The 22,725-nt window shown below is 62.0% G+C and carries 20 protein-coding genes; 16 read left to right on the top strand and 4 right to left on the bottom strand.

Annotation, left to right across the window (positions count from 1 at the left end; genetic code table 11):
* The first annotated feature begins 100 nt into the window (after nt 1–100).
* Nucleotides 101–1,372 carry a diaminopimelate decarboxylase gene (gene lysA / locus HQL44_12910; protein ID MBF0269481.1) on the top strand — a complete coding sequence of 424 codons (1,272 nt, stop codon included), beginning with the start codon at nt 101–103 and terminating at the stop codon, nt 1,370–1,372.
* Between the two features lie 5 nt (nt 1,373–1,377).
* On the opposite strand, the gene HQL44_12905 is transcribed toward lysA, so the two are convergent.
* From HQL44_12905 to HQL44_12890, 4 genes are all read right to left on the bottom strand, one after another.
* Complete coding sequence (locus tag HQL44_12905) at nt 1,378–2,418, bottom strand: hypothetical protein (protein ID MBF0269480.1); 1,041 nt, start codon at nt 2,416–2,418, stop codon at nt 1,378–1,380.
* Nucleotides 2,419–2,524: 106 nt separating this feature from the next.
* Nucleotides 2,525–3,334: a methyltransferase domain-containing protein gene (locus tag HQL44_12900; protein ID MBF0269479.1), complete on the bottom strand. Its 810-nt coding sequence runs from the start codon at nt 3,332–3,334 to the stop codon at nt 2,525–2,527.
* Between the two features lie 7 nt (nt 3,335–3,341).
* Nucleotides 3,342–4,151, bottom strand: coding sequence for a bifunctional hydroxymethylpyrimidine kinase/phosphomethylpyrimidine kinase (thiD, locus tag HQL44_12895; protein MBF0269478.1), 810 nt, complete (start codon nt 4,149–4,151; stop codon nt 3,342–3,344).
* Nucleotides 4,152–4,257: 106 nt separating this feature from the next.
* On the bottom strand, nt 4,258–5,622 hold the full coding sequence (locus HQL44_12890) for a phosphoglucosamine mutase (GenBank protein MBF0269477.1): 1,365 nt from the start codon (nt 5,620–5,622) through the stop codon (nt 4,258–4,260).
* A 397-nt stretch (nt 5,623–6,019) separates the two neighbouring features.
* Here HQL44_12890 and HQL44_12885 point away from each other — a divergent pair, with 397 nt between their 5' ends.
* The 15 genes from HQL44_12885 to ftsA are packed head-to-tail and all read left to right on the top strand — an operon-like array spanning nt 6,020 to nt 22,679.
* Entirely contained in the window at nt 6,020–6,475 is a 456-nt protein-coding gene (locus HQL44_12885) for a division/cell wall cluster transcriptional repressor MraZ (protein ID MBF0269476.1), read from the top strand.
* The gene (gene rsmH / locus HQL44_12880; GenBank protein MBF0269475.1) at nt 6,472–7,404 is read left to right on the top strand and encodes a 16S rRNA (cytosine(1402)-N(4))-methyltransferase RsmH; all 933 of its coding nucleotides are present in this window, start codon (nt 6,472–6,474) and stop codon (nt 7,402–7,404) included. The genes HQL44_12885 and rsmH overlap by 4 nt, the downstream gene beginning before the upstream one ends.
* Nucleotides 7,401–7,931, top strand: a complete 531-nt coding sequence (locus tag HQL44_12875) for a hypothetical protein (protein MBF0269474.1) — start codon at nt 7,401–7,403, stop codon at nt 7,929–7,931. The genes rsmH and HQL44_12875 overlap by 4 nt, the downstream gene beginning before the upstream one ends.
* A gap of 26 nt (nt 7,932–7,957) precedes the next feature.
* Nucleotides 7,958–9,715, top strand: coding sequence for a penicillin-binding protein 2 (locus HQL44_12870; GenBank protein ID MBF0269473.1), 1,758 nt, complete (start codon nt 7,958–7,960; stop codon nt 9,713–9,715).
* 1 nt (nt 9,716) lies between these two features.
* Nucleotides 9,717–11,162, top strand: coding sequence for a UDP-N-acetylmuramoyl-L-alanyl-D-glutamate--2,6-diaminopimelate ligase (locus HQL44_12865; GenBank protein MBF0269472.1), 1,446 nt, complete (start codon nt 9,717–9,719; stop codon nt 11,160–11,162).
* Nucleotides 11,159–12,577, top strand: coding sequence for a UDP-N-acetylmuramoyl-tripeptide--D-alanyl-D-alanine ligase (gene murF, locus HQL44_12860; protein MBF0269471.1), 1,419 nt, complete (start codon nt 11,159–11,161; stop codon nt 12,575–12,577). Before HQL44_12865 ends, murF begins: the two co-directional genes overlap by 4 nt.
* 10 nt (nt 12,578–12,587) lie before the next feature.
* Nucleotides 12,588–13,676, top strand: a complete 1,089-nt coding sequence (locus tag HQL44_12855) for a phospho-N-acetylmuramoyl-pentapeptide-transferase (protein MBF0269470.1) — start codon at nt 12,588–12,590, stop codon at nt 13,674–13,676.
* Nucleotides 13,677–13,681: 5 nt separating this feature from the next.
* Nucleotides 13,682–15,073 (top strand): UDP-N-acetylmuramoyl-L-alanine--D-glutamate ligase, encoded by a 1,392-nt coding sequence (locus tag HQL44_12850; GenBank protein MBF0269469.1) that lies wholly within the window; start codon nt 13,682–13,684, stop codon nt 15,071–15,073.
* Nucleotides 15,070–16,194 carry a putative lipid II flippase FtsW gene (ftsW, locus tag HQL44_12845; protein ID MBF0269468.1) on the top strand — a complete coding sequence of 375 codons (1,125 nt, stop codon included), beginning with the start codon at nt 15,070–15,072 and terminating at the stop codon, nt 16,192–16,194. The genes HQL44_12850 and ftsW overlap by 4 nt, the downstream gene beginning before the upstream one ends.
* Nucleotides 16,185–17,309, top strand: coding sequence for an undecaprenyldiphospho-muramoylpentapeptide beta-N-acetylglucosaminyltransferase (gene murG, locus HQL44_12840; protein MBF0269467.1), 1,125 nt, complete (start codon nt 16,185–16,187; stop codon nt 17,307–17,309). Before ftsW ends, murG begins: the two co-directional genes overlap by 10 nt.
* The gene (locus tag HQL44_12835) at nt 17,309–18,733 is read left to right on the top strand and encodes a UDP-N-acetylmuramate--L-alanine ligase (protein MBF0269466.1); all 1,425 of its coding nucleotides are present in this window, start codon (nt 17,309–17,311) and stop codon (nt 18,731–18,733) included. Before murG ends, HQL44_12835 begins: the two co-directional genes overlap by 1 nt.
* A complete protein-coding gene (gene murB / locus HQL44_12830) occupies nt 18,733–19,656 on the top strand; it encodes a UDP-N-acetylmuramate dehydrogenase (protein ID MBF0269465.1) in 924 nt (307 codons plus the stop codon). The genes HQL44_12835 and murB overlap by 1 nt, the downstream gene beginning before the upstream one ends.
* The gene (locus HQL44_12825) at nt 19,653–20,564 is read left to right on the top strand and encodes a D-alanine--D-alanine ligase (GenBank protein ID MBF0269464.1); all 912 of its coding nucleotides are present in this window, start codon (nt 19,653–19,655) and stop codon (nt 20,562–20,564) included. The genes murB and HQL44_12825 overlap by 4 nt, the downstream gene beginning before the upstream one ends.
* Nucleotides 20,552–21,421 carry an FtsQ-type POTRA domain-containing protein gene (locus HQL44_12820; protein MBF0269463.1) on the top strand — a complete coding sequence of 290 codons (870 nt, stop codon included), beginning with the start codon at nt 20,552–20,554 and terminating at the stop codon, nt 21,419–21,421. Before HQL44_12825 ends, HQL44_12820 begins: the two co-directional genes overlap by 13 nt.
* A gap of 4 nt (nt 21,422–21,425) precedes the next feature.
* Nucleotides 21,426–22,679 (top strand): cell division protein FtsA, encoded by a 1,254-nt coding sequence (ftsA, locus tag HQL44_12815; protein ID MBF0269462.1) that lies wholly within the window; start codon nt 21,426–21,428, stop codon nt 22,677–22,679.
* Nucleotides 22,680–22,725 lie beyond the last annotated feature (46 nt).

Raw genomic sequence — 22,725 nt, 5'->3', positions numbered from 1 at the left:
TGCTGGCCCTGCCGCTGTCCGTCTCGGCTTGCGGCAAGAAGGTGAAGCCGGAATTTCCGGAAGGCACCAGCTTTCCCAACACCTATCCCAGGCGCTGACCATGAACCATTTCCAGTATAGGAACGGCGTTCTGCATGCCGAAGACGTGCCGCTGACCTTGATCGCCGAACAGGTGGGCACGCCGGTCTACGTCTATTCGCAGGCCACGTTGGAGCGCCATTTCCAGGTGCTCGACGAAGCGCTGGCGGGAACCGACCATCTGATCTGCTTTGCCATGAAGGCCAATCCCAGCCTGGGCGTGGCGGCGGCGTTGGGCAAATTGGGCGCTGGCGCCGATGTGGTCAGCGAAGGCGAGGCCAGAATCGCCATGGCGGCGGGCATTCCAGCCGAGAGAATCGTTTTTTCGGGCGTCGGCAAGACCGAGGAAGAACTGATCTTCGCCCTGGAATCCGGCATCGGCCAGTTGAATCTGGAATCCTATGAAGAATTGCTGGAACTGTCGCACCTGGCTCAGCGCCTGGGAAAGACGGCGCGTATCGCGCTGCGCGTCAATCCGGATATCGACGCCGGAACGCATGCCAAGATCACCACGGGTCTGAAGGAAAACAAGTTCGGCATCGACTGGACGCAGGCCCATACCGTTTACAAGCAGGCCATGAAGCTGGACGGCATCGAAGTGGCGGGCGTGGCCGTTCATATCGGCTCGCAGCTGACCGACTTGCAGCCTTTCCAGGACGCCTTCCTGCGCCTGCGCGACCTGACCTTGATGTTGCAGGCCGATGGCATTCCCATCCGCAAAATCGACCTGGGCGGCGGGCTTGGCGTGCCCTACGAGCCGGGCGTCAACGAAACGCCGCCTCTGCCCAGCGACTATGCCAAGGTGGTCAAATCCTGCGTTGGCGACCTGGGTTGCAAGCTGGTCTTCGAACCCGGACGCCTGCTGGTCGGCAATGCGGGCATTCTGCTCACGAAGATCGTGCGCCTCAAGGAAGGGGCGGTGAAAAGTTTCGTCGTGGTCGATGCGGGCATGAACGATCTGATGCGCCCCGCTCTGTACGACGCCTATCACGACATTCTGCCGGTCAAGGAACCAAAGCCGGGGGCGGCCAAGCGCGCCGTCGATGTGGTGGGGCCGATCTGCGAAAGCTCGGACGTGTTCGCAGCCGGGCGGTTGTTGCCCATGCTGTACAAGGGCGAATTGCTGGCCTTCGGCACGGCGGGCGCTTACGGCGCCAGCATGGCCAGCGAATATAACGGCAGGCCTTTGATTCCAGAAGTGATGGTGAAGGGCGACCAGTTCGCCGTCACCCGCGCGCGCCCAACCTACGACGCCATGATCGCGGCGCAAAAACTGCCCGATTGGATGGGGTAGTCAGCTCAAATTGGAAGAGCGCGAAGAATTTTCTCGACGCGCTGTATCAGGCTGTGATTCTTCAGAAAATACTCGATCCTAGTCTGGATGCCCTGTTCGCCCAGGCGGTCGAAATTTGTGAGCGCGCGCCGCCAGGCGCTGATGGCTGAATCTGGATCTTCAAAATGGTAGCGCTCGATGCCAAGGCGCTGCTGGTCTTCCACAGAGATGATCCAGTTCAGATTGACGATGGAATCGGGAATGATGGGAATCTGCCCGGTCGCCAAGGCGTCAAAAATGCGGATGGGTATGTCTTGGTTGATCGCCGCTGCAAGCGAAACTTTATACCCGCGCCATTCATCATAGCGTTCCCGCGCCGACATGCTAAAAAAGGGATCGTCGGCATTTTGAATGCGCCTGACGGAGAGGGCGTGTTCAGGCAGGCGTTCCATGAGTGCGCCGACGAACATGCTTCTGTCTAGGCAGACATCATAGGCCCCGAAGCCGCCATACAAGGCGTTGTGGCGCGCAAGCGCCGCTGGCCTTGCCGAGAAAGCGGCGATTTCCTCTTGAGACCATTGATTGGTGGTGGCGGGAACCGTGTCGGCGATATGCCGATTGAAGGCCGCCAGATGGTCGCGCCGACAGAAATGCGCGGGTACAACAATGTTCGTCTTGATAAGGTGCATCACATAATGGGCGAATGTATGATGATGATCGTGGGCCCAGAAAACGCGCAACGCATCGGCTGAAAGCAGGGCGTCCAAGTCGGGCGTGTGCGGATCAGTAATGACGATGTCGGCGTCGGATGGCTGGACAAGCGCTATCTCGGGATTGTTGCGCTCCAAGCATTCTTCTTCCTTGGCCCCGATCCCCTTGATGCTGATGGCAATGCGGATTCTATCTTGGCTGGGCTTGGAGCGCAGACGCGCTAGCCTGTTGCGGGTTTCAAAAGAGCGGGTTTCGATCAAACTGGATAAAGCGGGCGATTGTGGAAGGCCATAGAAAGCGCCGATAAGATCCACCATCTGCGCGACCTGCTCGCCGATGCTGACTTGCGATGTCATAAGCGGCATCCCGATTGCGGATTAATTAATTACCAATACACTTCTACAGGCAGTGCCGTATCTTGCAAGCCCAAAAGTAGAAATTCGTTTAAGCGAAGGGCCGGTCTTATTTCCAAAGCTCAATCATAATTCCTGCCCTATCGAAAGGGCCTTTGCCTGGATAAAGCATTTCTAAGACTTGCATGGTTTCCCGGTTGGCCCAGCCGACAGCTTCCGGAAAAAATGTGGAGCACGTTGAATAACCGGCGCTTTCAGCCAATTGAACGTAATCACCGGCGAAGAGGCGGTTAAGATGAGGGGAGCGGTGAACCCAATCCACAGCTTTGTCAATGATCTCAACTGGTATCTTCCGTTCAGAAAGATGCTTTTCCATTTCTTCTGGCGTAAGAAGAAGCTGATGCCAGTCCGGCAAGTGAAGTTCTTCTGGCTGCCACGTTTTTCCGTCATTGTCGCGGATGGGCAGTAAATGCGCTCCATGAGGCGAAGACCAAATGGGCATGGCGACTGCGAGCAGGACTCCTCCGGGAGCGAGGAAGTTCCTTATCGCCCGCAGCCTCTCTTCCAGGCCTTGGATATGCTCGAAAGCGCAGCTTGAGAACACTGCATTAAAGGGGCCTGTTCCCTTTGGCAGATCGATTGCGTCGCCCAACAACAGGGCGTAATCCAGCCCGGCGCAGTCATCCGCCTTTCCGATAGGGAAACGGGGGGCCTCGTAGCTCTGCGACGGATTGTCGTCGCCACTTTCCTGCCAATAGTCTGGAAGATCGACCCCGATCCAACGGCTGGCGCCGGTTGCTTCGATTGCATGCGAACGAGGTAAACATCCGCCGATTTCAAGAACGCATTTTCCGCGAAGGTCAATGCGCTTCTTCAACTCATTTAGATGAAGAAGTTGGTAGGAAAGGGTTTCATTCATGCAACGCCTACTCCATCCCCGTGAATTCCCCCACCGTATGGGCGTGGTTCAGCGGGCCGTGGCCATGGCCGTAGCCGGGGGCGGTGGCGATGGCCTGCCAGACATAGGCCCGCGCGCGGGCCACCGCCTGCGGCAAGGCCAAGCCTTGGGCGATGCCTGCCGCGATGCTGGAGGCCAGGGTGCAGCCGGTGCCATGCGTATTGTTGCTTTCGATGCGCGGCGAGGCGAAGCGCTGCGTCTTGCCGCCCATATACAGCAGATCGACCACGGTTTCGCCCAACACATGCCCGCCCTTCAGCAAAACCGCCTTGGCACCCATCTGGGCCAGCCGTTCGGCCACGGGTCCGAAATCGGCGGGACTTTCGATCTTCATGCCGGTCAGCGCTTCTGCCTCGGGGGCGTTGGGGGTGATCAAGCTGGCCAGCGGCAGCAATTCCTCGATCAGGGCCATCGTCGCTTCCTTGGCCAGCAGCGAGGCGCCGCCCTTGGCCACCATCACCGGATCGACCACCAGCGGCACATGCGGCGCATGATGGCGGATGGTGGAGGCCACGGTTTCGATGACGTCGGATTGGCTGAGCATGCCGGTTTTCAGGCAATCGGCGCCGATGTCGGACAGCACGGCTTCCATCTGAGCCTGAATGACCTTGGTTGGAATGGCGAAAACATCGCTAACGCCCAGCGTGTTTTGCACCGTGATCGCGGTGATCGCCGTGGCGGCATAGGCGTTAAGCGCCGTCACTGCCTTGATGTCGGCCTGGATGCCCGCTCCGCCGCCTGAATCGGAACCGGCGATGATCAAGACGCGGCCTTTCATTATATTCGCCCCTCATGTGCCGGGCGGGATGCTCCGCATCCCTTGGCTCCCGCCGCGACGGAGCGCGGCGCGCGGGCCTTGCCCGCGTAAAGTTGGTTCGAATCCATCATCCTACTTGGCCCACGCTGCGCACGGTTTTGGCGATGTCGTCGACGACGCTTTGCACCAGCATTTCATCCTCGCCCTCGGCCATCACGCGGATCAGGGGTTCGGTGCCCGACTTGCGGATCAGAACGCGCCCGATGCCGTCAAGCTGCCCTTCGCCCGCATCGATGGCCGCCTTCACGCGGTCGTCATCCATGACCATCTTGGCGTCGTGCGGCGAGTTCAGCCGCACATTGACCAGCAATTGCGGGAAGGGCTTGAACAAGGTCAGGACTTCGCTGGCCGGTTTCCTTATTTCGATCAGGGCGGACAGAACCTGAAGGGCGGCCAGCAGCCCGTCGCCGGTGGTGGCGACATCGCCCAGAATGATATGTCCCGATTGCTCGCCGCCCAGGTTGAACCCATCGGCGCGCATGCGGTCCATGACATAGCGGTCGCCCACCGGGGTGCGCAGAAGCCCGATTCCCAGGCCGCGCAGGAATTTCTCAAGCCCCATGTTCGACATGACGGTGGCGACCACGGCGCCGCCCTTCAACTTGCCCTGAATAGCCAGATTCTGCGCGATCAGGGCCATCACTTGGTCGCCATCGATCACCTTGCCGTTTTCATCGCACATCACCACCCGGTCGGCGTCGCCATCGAGCGCAATGCCCAGATCGGCGCCATGCGTCACGACGGCGGTGCGTAGCGCATCCAGATGCAGCGAGCCGCAATTGCGGTTGATGTTGAGGCCGTCGGGTTCGACGCCGATCTTCACCACCTCGGCCCCCAATTCCCACAGCACGGTGGGAGCCACGCGATAGGCGGCGCCATTGGCGCAATCCAACGCGATCTTCAGGCCATCCAGCCGCAAGTGTTTGGGAAAAGTGCCTTTCACATATTCGATATAGCGGCCAAGCGCGTCATCCAGCCTGCGGGCGCGGCCCAATTTATCGGGACCGACGCGCCCCTCGGTCAGGCCGTTTTCCATGCGCCGTTCGATATCCAGTTCCATCTCGTCGGACAGTTTGAAGCCGTCGGGGCCGAACAGCTTGATGCCGTTGTCCTGATAGGGATTGTGCGAGGCGGAGATCATGACGCCCAGATCGGCGCGCAGCGAGCGCGTCAGCATGGCGACGGCGGGCGTGGGCAAGGGTCCCAGCAACACCACATCCATGCCGACCGAGATGAATCCTGCCGTCAGGGCCGGTTCCAGAAGATAGCCGGACAGACGGGTATCCTTGCCGATGACCACCGTATGGCGGTGATCGCCGCGAATGAACAAAGCCCCGGCGCTCATGCCCAGTTTCAGGGCCATTTCAGCGGTCATAGGTTCGGTGTTGGCGGTGCCGCGGATGCCGTCGGTACCGAAAAGTTTGCGCGTCATGTCGGGTCGGAACCTTTCTGAATTCTTGTCCGGGCAGTTTAGCCGCCCTTCTTGGCGGACGCCACTTGGAAGCCGACAGGAACAAATCAAGTACACAATAACCGATGCGATTCGTGGCCGGTTCCTCTTTCCGAGCTTGGCCTGGAACGGCCATTTTGCCTGCCCAATTGCTTCGAGTTTTATCTAAATCCGTTGATTTCCCATGTTTTTACTTAGAAAGTCCATTGACTCCCAGACAGTACCATGTTATCCCATACAAGCCCATACCGCGCCCGTATCAGGTCCGGCTTGGGTGGGGTTGCCGCCCACTAGGCCCCTCTGAATCGGCATAAGGCTTATCCGATCAGAGGGTTAAGGGCGGCTTGGTCAACGGCCACAAGGGCAGGGGACGCCTGAGATGCAGCTGTTCATGGGCAGCTTTCTCAATCGGTTGGACAAGAAGGGGCGCGTCAGCATCCCGGCTTCCTTCCGCGCTGCCTTGTCCGGGTCCGCTTTCGCGGGCGTGGTGGCCTTTCCGTCCTTTTCCAAGCAGGCCATCGAGGCGGGCGGCATCGAACGCATGGCCAAACTGTCCGAGGGGGCCGATGAATTGCCCGCTTTCTCGTCCGAGCAGGACGATCTGGCCGCCCTGATTTTCGCCAGCGCCCATCAATTGTCCTTCGACGGCGACGGGCGCGTCGTGTTGCCCGAGGAGCTGATCGCTCATGCGGGCATTTCCGATCAAGTCCAGATGGTGGGGCTGGGCAAAACGTTCGAACTTTGGCAACCCGACGCCTTCAAGGCTTTCAGGGCCGAGGCGATGGAGCGTGCCAAGCTAAAGCGCCCGACGCTGAAGCTGGGGGGTGGGGCATGACCCATCTTTCCGTCATGGCGTCCGAGGTCGTTTCGGCGCTAAAGCCGCAGGCGGGCGAGGTGTTCGTTGACGGAACCTTCGGGCGTGGCGGCTATGCCAGAGCCTTGCTCGACAGCGTGGCATGCACCGTCTGGGCGATCGATCGCGATCCAGAAGCCGTGCAAGCGGCCCGCGACATGGCCGGAAATTACAATGGGCGCTTGCAGGTGATCGATGGCTGCTTTGGGCAGATGGATCAATTGCTGGCAGAGCGCGGCGTCAGCGCCGTCGATGGGGTGACGCTGGATATCGGCGTTTCCTCGCCGCAGTTCGACAATCCCGAGCGCGGCTTTTCCTTCCGCTTCGACGGGCCTTTGGACATGCGCATGAGCGCCAGCGGGACGACGGCCGCCGATCTGGTCAACGACATGGAAGAAGAGGATCTGGCCAATCTGATCTATCGCCTGGGCGAAGAGCGCCATTCAAGGCGGATCGCCAAGGCCATCGTGAAGGCCAGGCCGATCACCCGCACCTCGCAGCTGGCCGAAGTGATCCGTTCGGTCATGCGCAAAAGCCACGATGGAATCGATCCGGCGACGCGCACCTTCCAGGCGCTGCGCATCGCGGTCAACGACGAATTGGGCGAGCTTGAGCGGGGGCTTCGCGCCGCCGAACGCATTCTAAAGCCGGGCGGTCGTCTGGCCGTGGTGGCCTTCCATTCTCTGGAAGACCGCATCGTCAAGGAGTTCGTCAAAGAACGTTCGCAAAAGGGGCCGGGTGGTTCGCGCCATCTGCCCGAAACCAGGCAAAGCCACGAACCCAGCTTCGTGGACGTCGGACGGCGCATGCCTTCGCAAGCCGAGGTGCAGGCCAATCCGCGCGCCCGCTCGGCCCGTTTGCGCTTTGCCACGCGCAGTCAGGCGATGGCCTGGGAAAGCGGGGCGTCATGATTCGTCTTGTCACAGTGTTCTGGATGGTTCTGGGCTTAAGCGGCGGCGTTGGAATATATCTTCTTAAACATGAAGTGCAGGCCATGGAAGCCAGCCTGGCCGAAACGCGCAGGCAGACTTTCGCCGATCAGCAAGCCATTCACGTCTTGAAGGCGGAATGGACTTTCCTGAACGAACCGGCGCGCTTAAAGGCCCTGGCCGAACGTCACTTGAATATGGAGCCGATGTCGGCCACCCAAGTGGCGATGATCGCCGATCTGCCCAGGCGGGAAGTGATCGGCCCTCAATTGCCGCTGCCGTCTAGCGATCCTTTGCCGTCAGCGAAGATCATGCCCAGGCCCGCCGCCCCCGTCCTGGACAAGCCCAGGATGCTGCCCGCCGCGGCGCAACCGCCAAAGCCGGTCTTGCAGGTTCCAAGCGCAGGTGCCGCCAAGACGCTTCAGAAACAGGCAACGCCCCCACCCGCGCAAGCGCCAGTCTTGGCTGGCGCCTTGCAAAGGCCGCCGGAACTGGCGGAAGCGAGGTAGCCATGAACATCTTGAAATGGATGTCGATGCGAGAACGGGCCGCCGGAAAAACCGGTCGGCCCTTGCCCATATCCAGGGACAGGGCTTGCGAGGGGCCGGTCCACCTGGAAGGCGAGAGCAAAACCGCCATCGAGACCGGGCGCACCCGCCTGCTGCTGGGGGGATTGATTTTCGTCTTCGCCTTTTCGGTCATTGGCGTGCGGCTGGTCGATGTTACGGTAATCGATCCCGAGAACCGCGTCCGCCCGGTGGCCGCTTCCCAAGGCCCTGCCGAATTGCGCATGGAACGCGCCGACATCCTGGACCGCAATGGGCAAATCCTGGCCACCAGCCTACCCACGGTTTCGCTGTTCGCCCATCCCAAGGACATTCGCGACGCCAGGGCGGCGGCGGCGGGCATTCATCGCGTGCTGCCGGAATTGTCCGAGGCCGACCTGTTCGCCAAACTTTCGTCGGACAAGACCTTCGTTTACGTCAAGCGCAACCTGACGCCCAAGCAGCATTACGAAATCAACCGCCTGGGCCAGCCGGGGCTGGATTTCGAATCTTCCGAGCGGCGCGTCTACCCGCAAGGCCCGCTGGCGGCGCATGTCGTCGGGCTGGCCGATCTTGACAACAAGGGCATCGCTGGCGTCGAGAAGACCTTCGATGGCGCGTTGCGCCAGGAAGCCGAGCCTTTGCGCCTGTCGATCGATCTTCGCGTGCAGGAAAGCCTGCGCAGCGAGTTGCAGACCGCCATCGCCAAGTCGAGCGCCATCGGCGCCACCGGCATGGTGATGGATGTCCAGACCGGCGAATTGCTGGCCATGGTGTCATTGCCGGATTTCGACCCCAATCTGCCCGCCACCCAGTTGCCCGAGGCGATGTTCAATCGCGCCACGCTGGGCACCTATGAAATGGGCAGCACTTTCAAGCTGTTCACGGCCGCAGCCTCGCTGGATGCCGGTGTGGCGAACATGGGCAGCACCTTCGACGCCAGGGCGCCGATCAAGATCTCGCGCTTCGAGATCAAGGATTACCACCCGATGAACAAGTTCCTGTCCATCGAGGAGATCATCATCCATTCGTCGAACATCGGCGCTGCGCGCATGGCGCTCGATCTGGGCACGGCGGGCCAAAAGGCCTTTCTGTCGCGCATCGGCATGCTGAAGCCCGCCAGCAGTCTTGAACTGCCGGAAGTTGGCTCGCCGCAGGTGCCGCAAACTTGGCGCGAGATCAACACCATGACCATTTCCTACGGCCATGGCCTGTCGGTGACGCCGGTGCATCTGGCGATGGGTGTCGCCACGCTGGTCAATGGCGGCATGCATGTACCACCCACGCTGATCCGGCGCGAGCCGGGCGCGCCTGTTGAGGCTTCGCGGGTCATTTCGGCCAAGACATCCGAATCCATGCGCAAGCTGATGCGCGCCGTCGTGGAAGCGGGCACGGGATCGAAGGCGGGCACCAACGGCTATGAAGTGGGCGGCAAGACGGGAACCGCCGAGAAGCTGTCTGTTCATGGCGGATACGCCAAGAAGGCCCTGTTGTCCTCCTTCATCGGCGCCTTTCCGATCAACAATCCGCGCTATGTCGTTCTGGCCATGATCGACGAACCCAAGGGAACCAAGGAAACGTTCGGCTTCGCCACCGGCGGCTGGGTGGCGGCACCCGTGGTCAGTCGCGTTGTGGCCAGGATCGGCCCGCTGCTGGGCGTCGCTCCCAGTTTCGAGCCGGTGGGAAGCGAGCAGCCGGGCAGGCAGGCATCGTGGGGCACGGGAGTGCGCAAGGTTGCATCTAACTGAGATGATTCATCAGGGGGGATTTGAAGACGTGCAGGGGATGCCTGACCAGAACGTGACCGGATTGACGGCCGATTCAAGGCTGGCCGGACCCGGCTTTCTGTTTGCAGCCCTGCCGGGCTTGCATGTCGATGGGCGCTCATTCATTCCCCAGGCCTTGGCCCAGGGGGCTTCGGCCATTCTTGCCCCGCCGGGCACGTCGCTTCCCTCCGGCGCCAAGGCGAGCTTGCTGATTCACCCCGAACCCAGGCAGGCGCTGGCCCGTCTGGCGGCGCGCTTTTATGGCGCCCAGCCGGAAAACGTGGCCGCCGTCACCGGCACCAACGGCAAAACCTCGACCGTGACTTTCCTGCGCCATATCTGGACGAACCGCCATCTTAAGGCGGCCAGCCTGGGCACGCTGGGGCTGGTCGGCCCCGGTCATGCGGGCGGCGAAAGCCTAACCACGCCCGATCCGGTGGCGCTGCACGCCATTCTGGCGCAATTGGTTGGCGAAGGGATTACCCATCTGGCGATGGAGGCTTCCAGCCACGGGCTGGATCAATTCCGGCTGGACGGCGTGCGTCTTCGCGCCGCCGCCTTCACCAATCTTTCCCGCGATCATCTGGATTATCACAAGGACATGGCCGACTATCTGGCGGCCAAGTCGCGTCTGTTCTCCGAGTTGCTGACAGAGGGCGGCGTCGCCGTGCTGAACGCCGACATTCCAGAATTTGAAGCCTTGAGATCGATAGCGCATCAACGCCGTTTGCATGTGATCGATTATGGACGTCAAGCGACCGTGCTGAAGTTGAATTCGGTCGATGCGCAGGGCGAGGGACTGCGCCTGTCCCTGGATGTGCTGGGCAGCCGCCATATGATTCTGTTGCCGGTGGCGGGCGGCTTCCAGGCCATGAACGCCTTGGCCGCTTTGGGGCTTGCGGTGGCGACGGGGCTTCTGGCCGATCACGCGCTGGAAGCCTTGGAGACCGTCGAGTCCGTGCCGGGGCGCATGCAACTGGCGGCCGTCACGGCCCAGGATGCCGCCATCTATGTCGATTACGCCCACACGCCCGATGCGCTTTCGACGGCGCTGGTCAATCTGCGTCCGCATGCCAGGGGCCAGTTGGCCGTCGTCTTCGGTTGCGGCGGCGACCGCGATTCCGGCAAGCGCGCCCTGATGGGCGAGATCGCCGCCAATCTTGCCGACCGCGCCTATGTGACCGACGACAATCCGCGCAGTGAAAATCCCGCGCTGATCCGCAAGGCGATTCTGTCAGCCTGCCCGAAGGGCGTGGAAATTGGCGACCGTGGCGAGGCGATCGCTTCTGCGGTGGCCGACCTGAAAGGCGGCGACGTTCTATTGATCGCGGGCAAGGGCCACGAAACCCATCAAATCGTGGGGTCGCAAAAAATCGCTTTCGACGATGTGGCCGAAGCCAGACGGGCCGTTGAAAGGTTGGGCAAGTGATGCGCGGTTTGTGGACCTCCGAGGATTTGTCGAAGGCGACCGGCGCTCAGGCAGTGTTGGGCATCGTGGCTGGCGGCGTTTCCATCGACACGCGCAGCCTGAACGAAGGCGATCTGTTCATCGCCCTGCGGGGCGAGAAGATGGACGGACACGAATTTGCAAGCCAGGCCGAGGCGAAAGGTGCCGCCGCCATCCTGACCGATCATCCGATTCCCGGCATCAGCCTGCCTCAAATCGTGGTTGGCGACACGTTCCAGGCCCTGCGCGACCTTGCCAGTTTTGCCGTTTCCAGAAGCCGGGCCAAGCGCATCGCCGTTACCGGCAGCGTCGGCAAGACGGGGACCAAGGAAATGTTGGCCCTGGCCTTGTCGGCCCAAGCACCCGTGCACGCCACCCAGGGAAATCTCAACAATCACTACGGATTGCCGCTGACCCTTTCGCGCATGCCCCAGGATGCCGCCTACGCCATTCTTGAAATGGGCATGAACCATGCCGGGGAAATCGCGCCGCTGTCCGAACTTGCCAAGCCGGATGTCGCCGTCGTCACCACGGTCGAGCCTGTGCATATCGAATTCTTCGCGTCCCTGGCGGCCATTGCCGAGGCGAAGGCTGAAATCTTCAAGGGCATGTCGCCAGGTGGCATCGCCGTCTTGAACCGCGACAATCCCTTCTTTGGGCTGCTGGCCAAACGGGCGCGCGCGCAGGGCGTGCGCGTGATCAGCTTTGGCGGCCATATCGAATCCGAATTCAGGCTGTTGCACAGCGAGATCGTCGGCGCTTCCACGGAAGTTCTGGCCTTGGCGGGCGAAAAGCCGCTGGCCTATCGCATCGGCGTGCCCGGCCATCATTGGGCGGTCAACAGCATGGGCGTGTTGGCGGCGCTGCACGCCGTGGGCGCCGATACGGCCAAGGGGGCGCAAAGCCTGCAAGCCATGACGCCGCCCAAGGGCCGTGGCGCTCGGCGCGAGATCGAGATGGCGCAGGGTGGAACCTTCGAATTGATCGATGAAAGCTACAACGCCAGTCCCGCCTCGATGAAGGCGGCGATTGTCACGCTGGCCCAGATACGGCTTCAGGGCAGGGGACGGCGCATCGTCGTGCTGGGCGACATGTTGGAATTGGGCACGCAAGGTCCAGCCCTGCATCGCGGCCTGAAAACGGTTCTGGAAGAAGCCGGGATTGATCGCGTCTATACCGCGGGTCCGCTGATGGAAGGTTTGTTCGAGGCATTGCCGCCATCGATGCGCGCGGGGCATGCCGCAAGCTCGGTCGAACTGGCCCCCTTGGTGGCGGCGCAAGTGCAGGCGGGCGACATTGTCATGGTGAAAGGCTCGGCGGGCAGCCGCATGGGCCGCGTGGTTGAAGCGCTGGAGCGGCCCAAGGGCGTTCAGGCGCAGGCCGCAAACGGTCATTAGGAGAAAGACGGTGCTATATAATCTCCTCTATCCTCTTTCGGACGAATTGGCCGTCCTCAATCTGTTCAAGTATCTCACCTTCCGCACCGGCGGCGCGGTGATTACCGGATTGATCGTGGCCCTTTTGTTCGGCCCCTCGATGATCCGTTGGCTGCGCAGGAAGCAGAAGGAAGGCCAGCCCATCCGCGACGACGGACCGGAATCGCACATTCTGACCAAGAAGGGCACGCCCACCATGGGCGGCATTCTGATCTTGCTGGCGCTGACCGTTTCAACGCTTTTGTGGGCGGATATCAAGAACGGCTATGTCTGGGCCGTGCTGTTGGTCACCATCGGCTATGGGCTGATCGGCTTCATGGACGATTTCCTGAAAGTGACCAAGCGCAACAGCAAGGGCCTGCCCGGCAAGCTGAAGTTGGTTTGCCAAGTCGTGATCGCCGTCGTGGCGGTCAGCTGGATCATGTCGCTGACGCGCGAGCCACTAACCGACGCCTTGATGATCCCCTTCACCAAGAATTTCTCGATCGACCTGGGTTGGCTGTATCTGCCCTTCGCCGTCTTCGTCATCGTGGGGGCTTCGAACGCCGTGAACCTGACCGATGGGCTTGACGGTCTGGCCATCGTGCCGGTGATCATCGCCGCCAGCGTGTTCGCCTTGATTGCTTATCTGGTCGGCCATGCGGTGTTCGCCAATTACCTGCAAATCCAAAACATCCCAGGTTCGGGCGAATTGTCGGTGTTCTGCGGCGCGCTGGTGGGGGCGGGCATCGGATTCTTGTGGTTCAACGCGCCGCCCGCCATGGTCTTCATGGGCGATACCGGATCGCTGGCCATGGGCGGCGCCTTGGGCGCCGTCGGCGTGGTGACGCATCACGAAATCGTGCTGGCCATCGTGGGCGGCTTGTTCGTGCTGGAAACCGTGTCGGTAATCGTGCAGGTGGCGTCCTTCAAGCTGACCGGCAGGCGCGTGTTTCGCATGGCGCCCCTGCATCATCACTTCGAAAAGAAGGGCTGGGCCGAGCCGACCATCGTCGTCCGGTTCTGGATCATCGCAGGCGTCCTGGCCTTGATCGGCCTTTCAACCCTGAAGCTGAGGTAGGCCGGATGATCGATCTTCCTTTCCTGAAAGGTCATGTGGCGGCGGTGATGGGGCTGGGGCGTTCGGGCCTGTCGGCGGCCAAGGCGTTGCTGGCTTCGGGCGCCGAAGTCTGGGCCTGGGACGACAAGGAAGAGACGCGCGAAAGCGCTAGGAAAGCTGGCATTCCCCTGGTCGATCTGACGTCTTGCGACTGGAAGCGCCCCGAGATCGTGGTTTGGAGTCCTGGCATTCCGCACACTTGGCCCAGGCCGCACCCCATCGCCGAGCTGGCCAGAAAAGCCGGAAGGCCCATTCTGTGCGACATCGATTTGCTGCTGCGTGCCAGGAGCGAAGCGTCCTACGTCGCCATCACCGGCACCAACGGTAAATCGACCACGACCTCGCTGATCGGGCATATCTTCAAGAAGGCCGGGCGCAAGGTGGCGGTTGGCGGCAACCTGGGAACTCCGGCGCTTGATCTGGAACCTTTAAGCAGCCAGGGAACCTATGTGCTGGAACTGTCTTCTTACCAGTTGGAATTGGTGCCGTCGGCGGGTTTCGGCGTCGCCGTACTGTTGAACATGACCCCCGACCATCTGGGACGCCATGGCGGAATGGATGGCTATATCGCCGCGAAGCGGCGCATCTTCGACCATCAAGCGCCGCCCGCCACCGCCATCGTGGGCATCGACGACGATCACGGCAGGCGCATCTGTTCCGAACTGAAGGCGCTGGCCCGTTCCGTGGTGCCCATCTCGGCCGAGACCAAGGTGAAAGGCGGCGTTCACGCCGCGAATGGGCTTTTGGTGGATGACCGCAAGGGCCAGAACGAAACAGTGATCGATTTGAACAGCGTGCGGACGCTGCCCGGCCGCCATAATTGGCAGAACGCCGCCGCCGCCTATGCCGCCGCCACGGAATCGGGTTTGGATCAGGGCGCGGTGGTCGAGGCGATCCGCAGCTTTCCGGGATTGGCCCATCGCCAGGAATTCGTGGGCATCAAGGATGGCGTGCGTTTCGTCAACGACAGCAAGGCCACCAATGCCGACGCCGCCGAAAAGGCGCTGGTCTGCTATGACGCGATCTATTGGATATTGGGCGGTCAGGCCAAGGAAGGCGGCATCGATTCCTTGTCCGAACATTTCGGGCGCGTGCGCCACGCCTTCCTGATCGGCGAGGCCGCCCTTTCCTTTGCGCATTCCTTGGAAGGCTTGGCCGACTACACGCATTGCGGCGATCTGGCCAGGGCGACCGAGGCCGCCTACGACATGGCAAGGCGCGAGGGCATTGAGGGGGCGGTCGTTCTGTTGTCGCCCGCCTGCGCCAGTTGGGACCAGTTCAAAAGTTTCGAGGATCGCGGCGATCAGTTTCGGGCATTGGTGAATGCGCTTCCCGGAAACGCTGGAGGCGACGCATGAGCTTCGGCGGGCGCACCGACAAAAGCATCGTAGGCCGCTGGTGGTGGACGGTCGATCGCTGGACCTTGGCCGCCTTGTTCGTGCTGATCGGCACCGGCCTGTTCCTGACCATGGCCGCCAGCCCATCGGTCGCCGTGCGCATTCATGTCGATAGCTTCCATTTCGTGCGCCGCCAGTTCATCTTCCTGCTGCCCGCCATCGTGGTGATCCTGGGCGTCTCGATGCTGGACGTCAAATCCGTGCGCCGGTTGGCCGTGATCGGCTTCTTCGGCTCGCTGATTTTGATGGGGCTGGCCCTTCTGGTGGGGCATGAAGTCAAGGGCGCCACGCGCTGGATCAATCTGGGCGGGCTTTCCATTCAGCCGTCCGAATTCATGAAGCCCGCCTTTGCGGTCACCATCGCTTGGCTGTTCGCGGCGCAGAAAACGTCGCCCGAAATGCCAGGCAACTGGATCGCCATCGGCCTGTTCGGCCTGACGGCCGGATTGCTGCTGCTGCAACCCGATGTCGGTATGACGCTAGTGCTCTGCGTCGTCTTCTTCGCAGAATTCTTTCTGGCGGGCCTGCCGATGATCTGGGTGGCCCTGTTTGGCCTGTTGGGTTGCGGCGGGGCCGTGGGGGCCTATTTTCTGTTTCCGCATGTGCAAAGCCGGGTTGCCCGCTTCCTCGATCCGCAATCGGGCGACAGCTATCAGGTGACGACGGCGTTGCAGGCCTTCGGCAATGGCGGCCTTTTGGGGCGCGGCCCCGGCGAGGGCAGCATCAAGGAAGTGCTGCCCGATGCGCATACCGACTTCATTCTGGCGGTGGCGGGCGAAGAGTTCGGCCTGTTCCTGTGCCTGTTCGTGGTGGTGATGTTCGCCTTCATCGTGCTGCGCGGCTTTGCCCGCATGTATCGTGAGGACAGTCTGTTCGTGCTGCTGGCAGTGTCCGGTCTTCTGGTGCAGTTCGGTCTTCAGGCGGTCATCAATATGGCGTCCACTTTGCACTTGATGCCGACCAAGGGCATGACGCTGCCCTTCATTTCCTATGGCGGCTCGTCGATGCTGGCCCTGGCCTTCGGCATGGGCATGATGCTGGCTTTGTCGCGCAAACGTTTCGGCGGCGGAGCATGGTCGTGAGAGCCGCCGCCGCCCCCCTGATCATGCTGACCGCCGGAGGAACCGGCGGCCATGTCTTTCCCGCCGAGGCCCTGGCCGAGGAATTGATGCAGTGCGGCTATCGTTTGGCCTTGGCGACCGACCGGCGCGGCCAAGCCTATGGCGGCGTTCTTGGGCGCGTGGAAACTTTTCGCATCAGGGCTGGCGGCATTGCCGGGCGCGGCCTCTCCTCCAAGATCAAAGCCGTCGTCGATCTGGGGCTGGGAACGATCCAGGCCCTGCAACTGATCCGTCGCATGAAGCCTGCCGTGGTGGTGGGGTTCGGCGGCTACGCTTCGTTGCCCGCCATGCTGGCGGCGCTGCTGTTGGGCGTGCCCGCCATGTTGCATGAACAAAATGCCGTGCTTGGCCGGGCCAATCGGGTTCTGGCATCCAGGGTTCGGCGCATCGCCACCTCGTTTCGCCATGTGAAGTTCATTGATTCGTCGGACAAGCGCATCGCATGCACCGGCATGCCGGTGCGCCCCGCCATCTTGAACGAAAGCGAGAAGCCCTATCCCGCCATGGACGACAATGGGCGGATATCGATTCTCGTCATGGGCGGAAGCCAAGGCGCCAAGGCGCTTTCCGAAATGGTTCCCGATGCGCTGGCCCGTTTGCCCGAAACGCTTCGCGCCCGCTTGAAGGTTAGCCAGCAGAGCAGGCCGGAATCGCTGGCCCTTTCCCGCGCCGCCTATATGCGCGCCGGAATCGACGCCGAATGCGAAAGTTTCTTTGCCGACATCCCGGCCCGTCTGGCCGCGTCGCATCTGGTGATTTCAAGGGCGGGCGCATCCAGCGTGGCCGAAATCGCCTGCATTGGCCGTCCCGCCCTACTGATCCCCTATCGATACGCCATCGATGATCACCAGACCGCGAACGCCCAGGAATTGGACGAGGCGGGCGGCGGTTGGTTGATGCGCGAGGATACGCTGTCTGCCGAGGCGCTGGCCGGGCGCTTGTCGCAACTTTTGTCGAACCCGTCCACGCTGGTCCGTTCGGCGGCCTGCGCCAAGGCGGTCGGTCAGCCCGATGCGGCCCGCAAATTGGCCGATCTGGTTCTCGAACTCGTTCCCCAACATCTGGAGGTTACCTGATGCGCACGCTGCCCCTTTCCATCGGCACGCTGCATTTCGTGGGCATCGGCGGCATCGGCATGAGCGGCATCGCCGAGATTCTGCACAATCTCGGCTATACGGTTCAGGGCAGCGACGTGGCGGAAAACGCCAATGTGCGCCGCCTAAGCGAATTGGGGGTCAAGGTCTATATCGGTCATGACGCGCTGCATCTGGGCGACGCGCATGTGGTGGTGATCTCGTCGGCGGTCAAGGCGGACAATCCCGAAGTGGTGGCCGCCAGGGCGCGGCTGATCCCCGTGGTTAAGCGCGCCGAAATGCTGGGCGAGCTGATGCGGCTCAAATGGGCCATCGCGGTGGCGGGCACGCATGGCAAGACGACCACCACCTCGATGGTGGCCGCCATGCTGGACGCGGCCAGCTACGATCCAACGGTTATCAACGGCGGCATCATCAACGCCTATGGCACCAATGCCAGGCTGGGCAGCGGCGAATGGATGGTCGTCGAGGCCGACGAGTCGGACGGCACCTTCCTGAAACTGCCCGCCACCATCGCGGTGGTGACCAACATCGATCCCGAGCATCTCGATCATTGGGGAAATTTCGAGCGGCTGAAGGAAGGCTTCGCCCATTTCGTCGAAAGCATTCCCTTCTATGGCTTCGCCGCCCTGTGCATCGATCACGCCGAAGTGCAGGCGATGATTCCCAGGGTTTCCGACCGGCGCATCATTACCTATGGCTTTACGCCGCAGGCCGATGTGCGGGCGATCAATCTGCGTCTGGGAACGTCGGGGGCCAAGTTCGACGTGCTGATCGCCGACCGCCAGAGCGGCTCTTCGCGCCTGATCGCCGATGTGCGCCTGCCCATGTTCGGCGAACATAACGTGCAAAATTCGCTGGCCGCCATCTCGATCGCCGCCGAAATGGGTTTCGAAGACGAAGTGGTCAAAAAGGCGTTGGCCGGCTTCTCGGGCGTCAAACGCCGCTTTACCCGTACCGGCGAGGCGTTGGGCATCACCGTCATCGACGATTACGGCCATCATCCGGTGGAGATCGCCGCCGTCTTGAAGGCGGCGCGTTCGGCCACCACCGGCAGCGTGATCGCAGTCGTGCAGCCGCATCGCTATTCCAGGCTCAGCAATCTGTTCGAGGAATTCTGCACCTGCTTCAACGACGCCGATTGCGTGATCGTGGCCGACGTGTACGCGGCAGGCGAAAGCCCCATCGAAGGCATGGGCAAAGACGCCCTGGTGGCGGGTTTGTTGTCGCATGGGCATCGCAAGGTGGTGGCGCTTCCCAGCCAGAAGGAACTGGCGGGGCTGGTGCAGGGCATGGCCAGGCCGGGCGACATGGTGGTGTGCCTGGGGGCGGGCAGCATTTCCGCTTGGGCCAACGCGTTGCCGGGCGAATTGGAAAGCCTGGGCGAAAAGAAGGGGGGGGCCTGATGGCCGCAGCCGCACGCAAGCAAGACAGATTGATTGATCGGTTGCCTCCCACGCGGGGGCGCTTGGAAGCCGATGCGCCCTTGGGCGCTCAGACTTGGTTTGGAACCGGCGGTTTGGCCGAGGTCTTGTTCAAGCCCGAGGATCGAGACGATCTGGCGGCCCTTCTGAAGGGCCTTCCCAAGGACGTTCCCGTCACGGTGATCGGCATCGGATCGAACGTGTTGATCCGCGACGGCGGCCTGGAAGGCGTGGTGATCCGCCTGGGCAAATCCTTCGGCAACGCGGCCACCATCGGGTTGGAAGTGCATTGCGGCGCTGCGGCGCTGGACGCCAACGTGGCCCGCGCCGCCCAGCAGGCGGGCATCGCAGGCCTCGAATTTCTGGTTGGCATTCCAGGCTCCATCGGCGGCGCCATCGTCATGAACGCAGGGGCCTATGGGGCCGAAATCAAGGACGTCTTTCTCTCAGCCGAAGCCGTGGACTTGAAGGGAAACATCCACGCTGTGGACGCCAACGGCATGGCTTTCGGCTATCGCCATTCGTCAGCGCCCAGGGACTGGATTTTTACCGGCGCCGTTCTGCGCGGCATTCCGGGGAATCCCGACTTGATCGAAGCGCGCATGAATGAAATCCGCTCGACGCGCGATGAAGCGCAGCCGCTGAAGACCCGCACCGGCGGCTCCACCTTCAAGAATCCACCGGGCATGAAAGCCTGGGAGCTGATCGACAAGGCGGGATGCCGCGGCTTGAAGCAAGGCGGGGCCATGGTGTCGGTCAAGCACTGCAATTTCCTGATCAACATCGGCAACGCCACGGCGGCCGATATCGAGGACCTGGGAGAAGAGGTGCGCTGGCGCGTGAAAGATGCCTGCGGCGTCGAGCTTGAATGGGAAATCCGCCGCCTGGGACGGAGAGCGTCATGAGCAAGCGCATTGCGGTTCTGATGGGTGGATGGTCGGCCGAGCGCGAAGTGTCGCTCAATTCCGGCGCTTCGGTGGTCAAGGCGCTCATGAGCCTTGGCTATCAGGTGACGGCCATCGACGTTCAACGCGACATCGCCCAGCTTCTGACCCGGCTGTTTCCCAGGCCCGACGCGGTGTTCAACGCCCTGCACGGGCGCTTCGGTGAGGACGGCTGCATTCAGGGCATCTTGAACATCCTGGACATTCCCTACACCCATTCCGGCCTTCTGGCTTCGGCGCTGGCCATGGACAAGCCGTCGGCCAAGAAGGTCTTCGCGCAAGCCGGGATTCCGGTGGCCGAGGATGTGATGGCGAGCCGCGAAATGCTGATCAAGGGCGATCCGATTCCCAGGCCTTACGTCATCAAGCCTTCGAACGAAGGGTCAAGCGTCGGCGTGCGCATCGTCCAGCCCGGCGACAACATGAATCTGTTCGAAGAGACAAGCTGGCCTTATGGCGGCTCGGTGATGGTCGAACGCTATGTGCCGGGGCGCGAGTTGACGGTGGCGGTCATGGGCGAGCGCGCCTTGGGTTGTCTGGAGATCCGCCCCAAGCAGGGTTTCTACGACTACACCAACAAATACACCGACGGCAAAGCCGACCACATTGTACCCGCCCCAGTTTCCAAGGCGATCTATGACGAAGTTTGCCGACTGGCCGTTCTGGCCCATCAGGCCCTGGGATGCCGGGGCGTGTCGCGTTCGGATTTCCGTTATGACGAAGCCAAGGGCGAACTGATCATTCTGGAAACCAATACGCAGCCCGGCATGACCAACCTGTCCTTGGTGCCGGAAATCGCCCAGGCCGCCGGAATCTCCTTTGCCGAACTGGTCGATTGGATGGTCAAGGAGGCGACATGCGACGCGTGAAGAAACAAGACGCGCAGAATGCGCGCCGTCAGCAGCCCAGGCGACGTTGGCTAAAGCCGGTCTTGCTGGTATCCCTGATCCTGGCTGGCAGCGGCTCGGCGGCATTCGGCCTGTGGTGGCTGGACCAGCAAGGACATTTCCGCCGCGCCAACGACATGGCGCACAAGGCGTTGAACGATACGGCATCCCGGCTTGGTTTGGTGGTGGCCGACATCACGGTCGAAGGCCGAAAGCGCCAGGAACCCGAAGCCATTCTGGCCGCCCTTGGCCTTAAGCGAGGCGATCCCATCCTAACCGCCGATCTGCCCTTGGTGCGCGCGCGCCTCGAGAATCTGGCCTGGGTCAAACAGGCCACGGTCGAGCGGCGTTTGCCGGGGCATGTGCATATCCGTTTGGTCGAGCGCGAACCGATGGCGCAATGGCAAAGAAGCGGCCGCTTCGTGCTGGTCGATCGCGATGGCGCTGAAATCGGCCCTGATGCGACCGGCGAGTTCGCGCATCTGCCGGTGATCGTCGGACCCGATGCGCCCCAGCACGCCAGCGCCTTGTTCGCCGCCCTGTCGGCGGAGCCTGATTTGGCCGGGCGCGTGAAGGCGGCGGTGCGCGTCGGCAATCGCCGCTGGAACGTGAAGCTCGACGACATCGCCGCTGGCGTCGACGTGCGCTTGCCCGAGGCCCAGACCGCCGCCGCCTGGTCGCGCCTGGCCCGCCTTGAGCGCGATCACCAGTTGCTTGAGCGGAACTTGCTGATGATCGACCTGCGCCTGCCCGACCGGCTGGTGGTGGGAACGCCCAATGATCCGGAAGGGCGCACCGAAACCGGCAAGAAGACCAAAACGCACGATAAGGATGCCTGATCGCATGGCCAAGCCTCGTCCAAGAAATGGATTGATTGCCGCTCTTGATGTGGGCACCACCAAGGTCTGTTGTTTCATCGCGCGCGTTCAAGACGACGGCGCCATCAAGATCGTCGGCATCGGCCATCAGGTCTCGCGCGGCATGCGGGCCGGACTGGTCGTCGATATGGAAGCCGCGGAAACCCAGGTGCGCCAGGCCGTCGAAGCGGCAGAGGACATGGCGGGCGAGCGCGTGGGCCAAGTTGTGATCGGCTTTACGGGCGGTCAGCCACAGTCGAGGCATGTCGATATCGATGTGGCGGTGGCGGGCCATGAGGTGAACGATTCCGACATTCGACGCATGTTGGACCATGCGCGCCAGCAGCCGGCGGAAAGTCCGGACCGCGAAGTGATCCATTGCATCCCGCTGGGCTATCGTTTGGACGGCAGCGAAGGCATTCGCGACCCCAGGGGGATGTTTGGAGAGAAGCTGGGCGTGGGCGTTCATCTGGTCACGGCGGCGTCTGGGGCGCTTAAGAATCTATCGACCGTGGTCGCTCGCGGCCATCTGGACATCGAAGCCTTGGTTGTCGCCCCTTACGCCGCCGGTCTGGCCTCGTTGGTCGATGACGAAAAGGATTTGGGGGCCACCGTGATCGACATGGGTGGCGGCACCACCACCATCGCCGTCTTCTTGAATGGCGAGGTGATTCACATCGATACGCTTCCGGTGGGCGGCGGCCACGTCACCAACGACATCGCCAGGGGCCTTTCAACGCCTTTGTCCCAGGCCGAACGGCTGAAAACGCTGTATGGAAGCTGCATGCCGTCGGCATCCGACGATCGCGAAATGCTGCGCGTTCCCTTGGTCGGCGAGGAAGAGGATCAGGCTCCGGCCCAGATGCCGCGCTCGATGCTGGTGCAGATCGTCAGGCCCAGGATCGAGGAAACCTTCGAAATGGTGCGTAGCCATCTGGAAGCATCGGGCATGGACCGCATCGCGGGCAGGCGCGTCGTTCTGCTGGGCGGGGCCAGTCAATTGTCGGGGGTTCGCGATCTGGCGGGCCAAGTGTTGGACAAGCAGGTGCGCATGGGCCGCCCGCAAGGATTCGCCGGTCTGGCCGAAGCCACCGGGGGACCCGCCTTCGCCGTCGCCGCCGGGTTGCTGCGCTATGGGGCCAGCAGCCTCGCCGCGGCCCCCGAGAAGAGTTCTAAACAAAATGTGGCGTCCGCGGGCAAATTCGGACGCTTCGGGCAGTGGTTGAGGGATAATTTTTAACTTTTAGCTTTTAAGCTGTGCCGGTTGATCCGGCGCTCTGCAGGAG

The sequence above is a fragment of the Alphaproteobacteria bacterium genome (genome assembly GCA_015231795.1).
In the GTDB taxonomy this organism is placed as follows: domain Bacteria; phylum Pseudomonadota; class Alphaproteobacteria; order Rhodospirillales; family WMHbin7; genus WMHbin7.
This window is presented reverse-complemented; position numbering and strand designations above follow the sequence as displayed.

What these genes read in the sequence shown, in the direction of transcription:
- HQL44_12885 (MBF0269476.1), top strand. Translation starts at nt 6,020, where the DNA reads ATGCAGCTGTTCATGGGCAGCTTTCTCAATCGGTTGGACAAGAAGGGG.
- HQL44_12875 (MBF0269474.1), top strand. Translation starts at nt 7,401, where the DNA reads ATGATTCGTCTTGTCACAGTGTTCTGGATGGTTCTGGGCTTAAGCGGC.
- HQL44_12900 (MBF0269479.1), bottom strand. Translation starts at nt 3,334, where the DNA reads ATGAATGAAACCCTTTCCTACCAACTTCTTCATCTAAATGAGTTGAAG.
- HQL44_12870 (MBF0269473.1), top strand. Translation starts at nt 7,958, where the DNA reads ATGCGAGAACGGGCCGCCGGAAAAACCGGTCGGCCCTTGCCCATATCC.
- HQL44_12835 (MBF0269466.1), top strand. Translation starts at nt 17,309, where the DNA reads ATGCGCACGCTGCCCCTTTCCATCGGCACGCTGCATTTCGTGGGCATC.
- HQL44_12825 (MBF0269464.1), top strand. Translation starts at nt 19,653, where the DNA reads ATGAGCAAGCGCATTGCGGTTCTGATGGGTGGATGGTCGGCCGAGCGC.
- ftsW (MBF0269468.1), top strand. Translation starts at nt 15,070, where the DNA reads ATGAGCTTCGGCGGGCGCACCGACAAAAGCATCGTAGGCCGCTGGTGG.
- lysA (MBF0269481.1), top strand. Translation starts at nt 101, where the DNA reads ATGAACCATTTCCAGTATAGGAACGGCGTTCTGCATGCCGAAGACGTG.
- rsmH (MBF0269475.1), top strand. Translation starts at nt 6,472, where the DNA reads ATGACCCATCTTTCCGTCATGGCGTCCGAGGTCGTTTCGGCGCTAAAG.
- thiD (MBF0269478.1), bottom strand. Translation starts at nt 4,151, where the DNA reads ATGAAAGGCCGCGTCTTGATCATCGCCGGTTCCGATTCAGGCGGCGGA.
- HQL44_12820 (MBF0269463.1), top strand. Translation starts at nt 20,552, where the DNA reads ATGCGACGCGTGAAGAAACAAGACGCGCAGAATGCGCGCCGTCAGCAG.
- HQL44_12905 (MBF0269480.1), bottom strand. Translation starts at nt 2,418, where the DNA reads ATGACATCGCAAGTCAGCATCGGCGAGCAGGTCGCGCAGATGGTGGAT.
- murG (MBF0269467.1), top strand. Translation starts at nt 16,185, where the DNA reads ATGGTCGTGAGAGCCGCCGCCGCCCCCCTGATCATGCTGACCGCCGGA.
- HQL44_12865 (MBF0269472.1), top strand. Translation starts at nt 9,717, where the DNA reads ATGATTCATCAGGGGGGATTTGAAGACGTGCAGGGGATGCCTGACCAG.
- ftsA (MBF0269462.1), top strand. Translation starts at nt 21,426, where the DNA reads ATGGCCAAGCCTCGTCCAAGAAATGGATTGATTGCCGCTCTTGATGTG.
- HQL44_12890 (MBF0269477.1), bottom strand. Translation starts at nt 5,622, where the DNA reads ATGACGCGCAAACTTTTCGGTACCGACGGCATCCGCGGCACCGCCAAC.
- HQL44_12850 (MBF0269469.1), top strand. Translation starts at nt 13,682, where the DNA reads ATGATCGATCTTCCTTTCCTGAAAGGTCATGTGGCGGCGGTGATGGGG.
- murB (MBF0269465.1), top strand. Translation starts at nt 18,733, where the DNA reads ATGGCCGCAGCCGCACGCAAGCAAGACAGATTGATTGATCGGTTGCCT.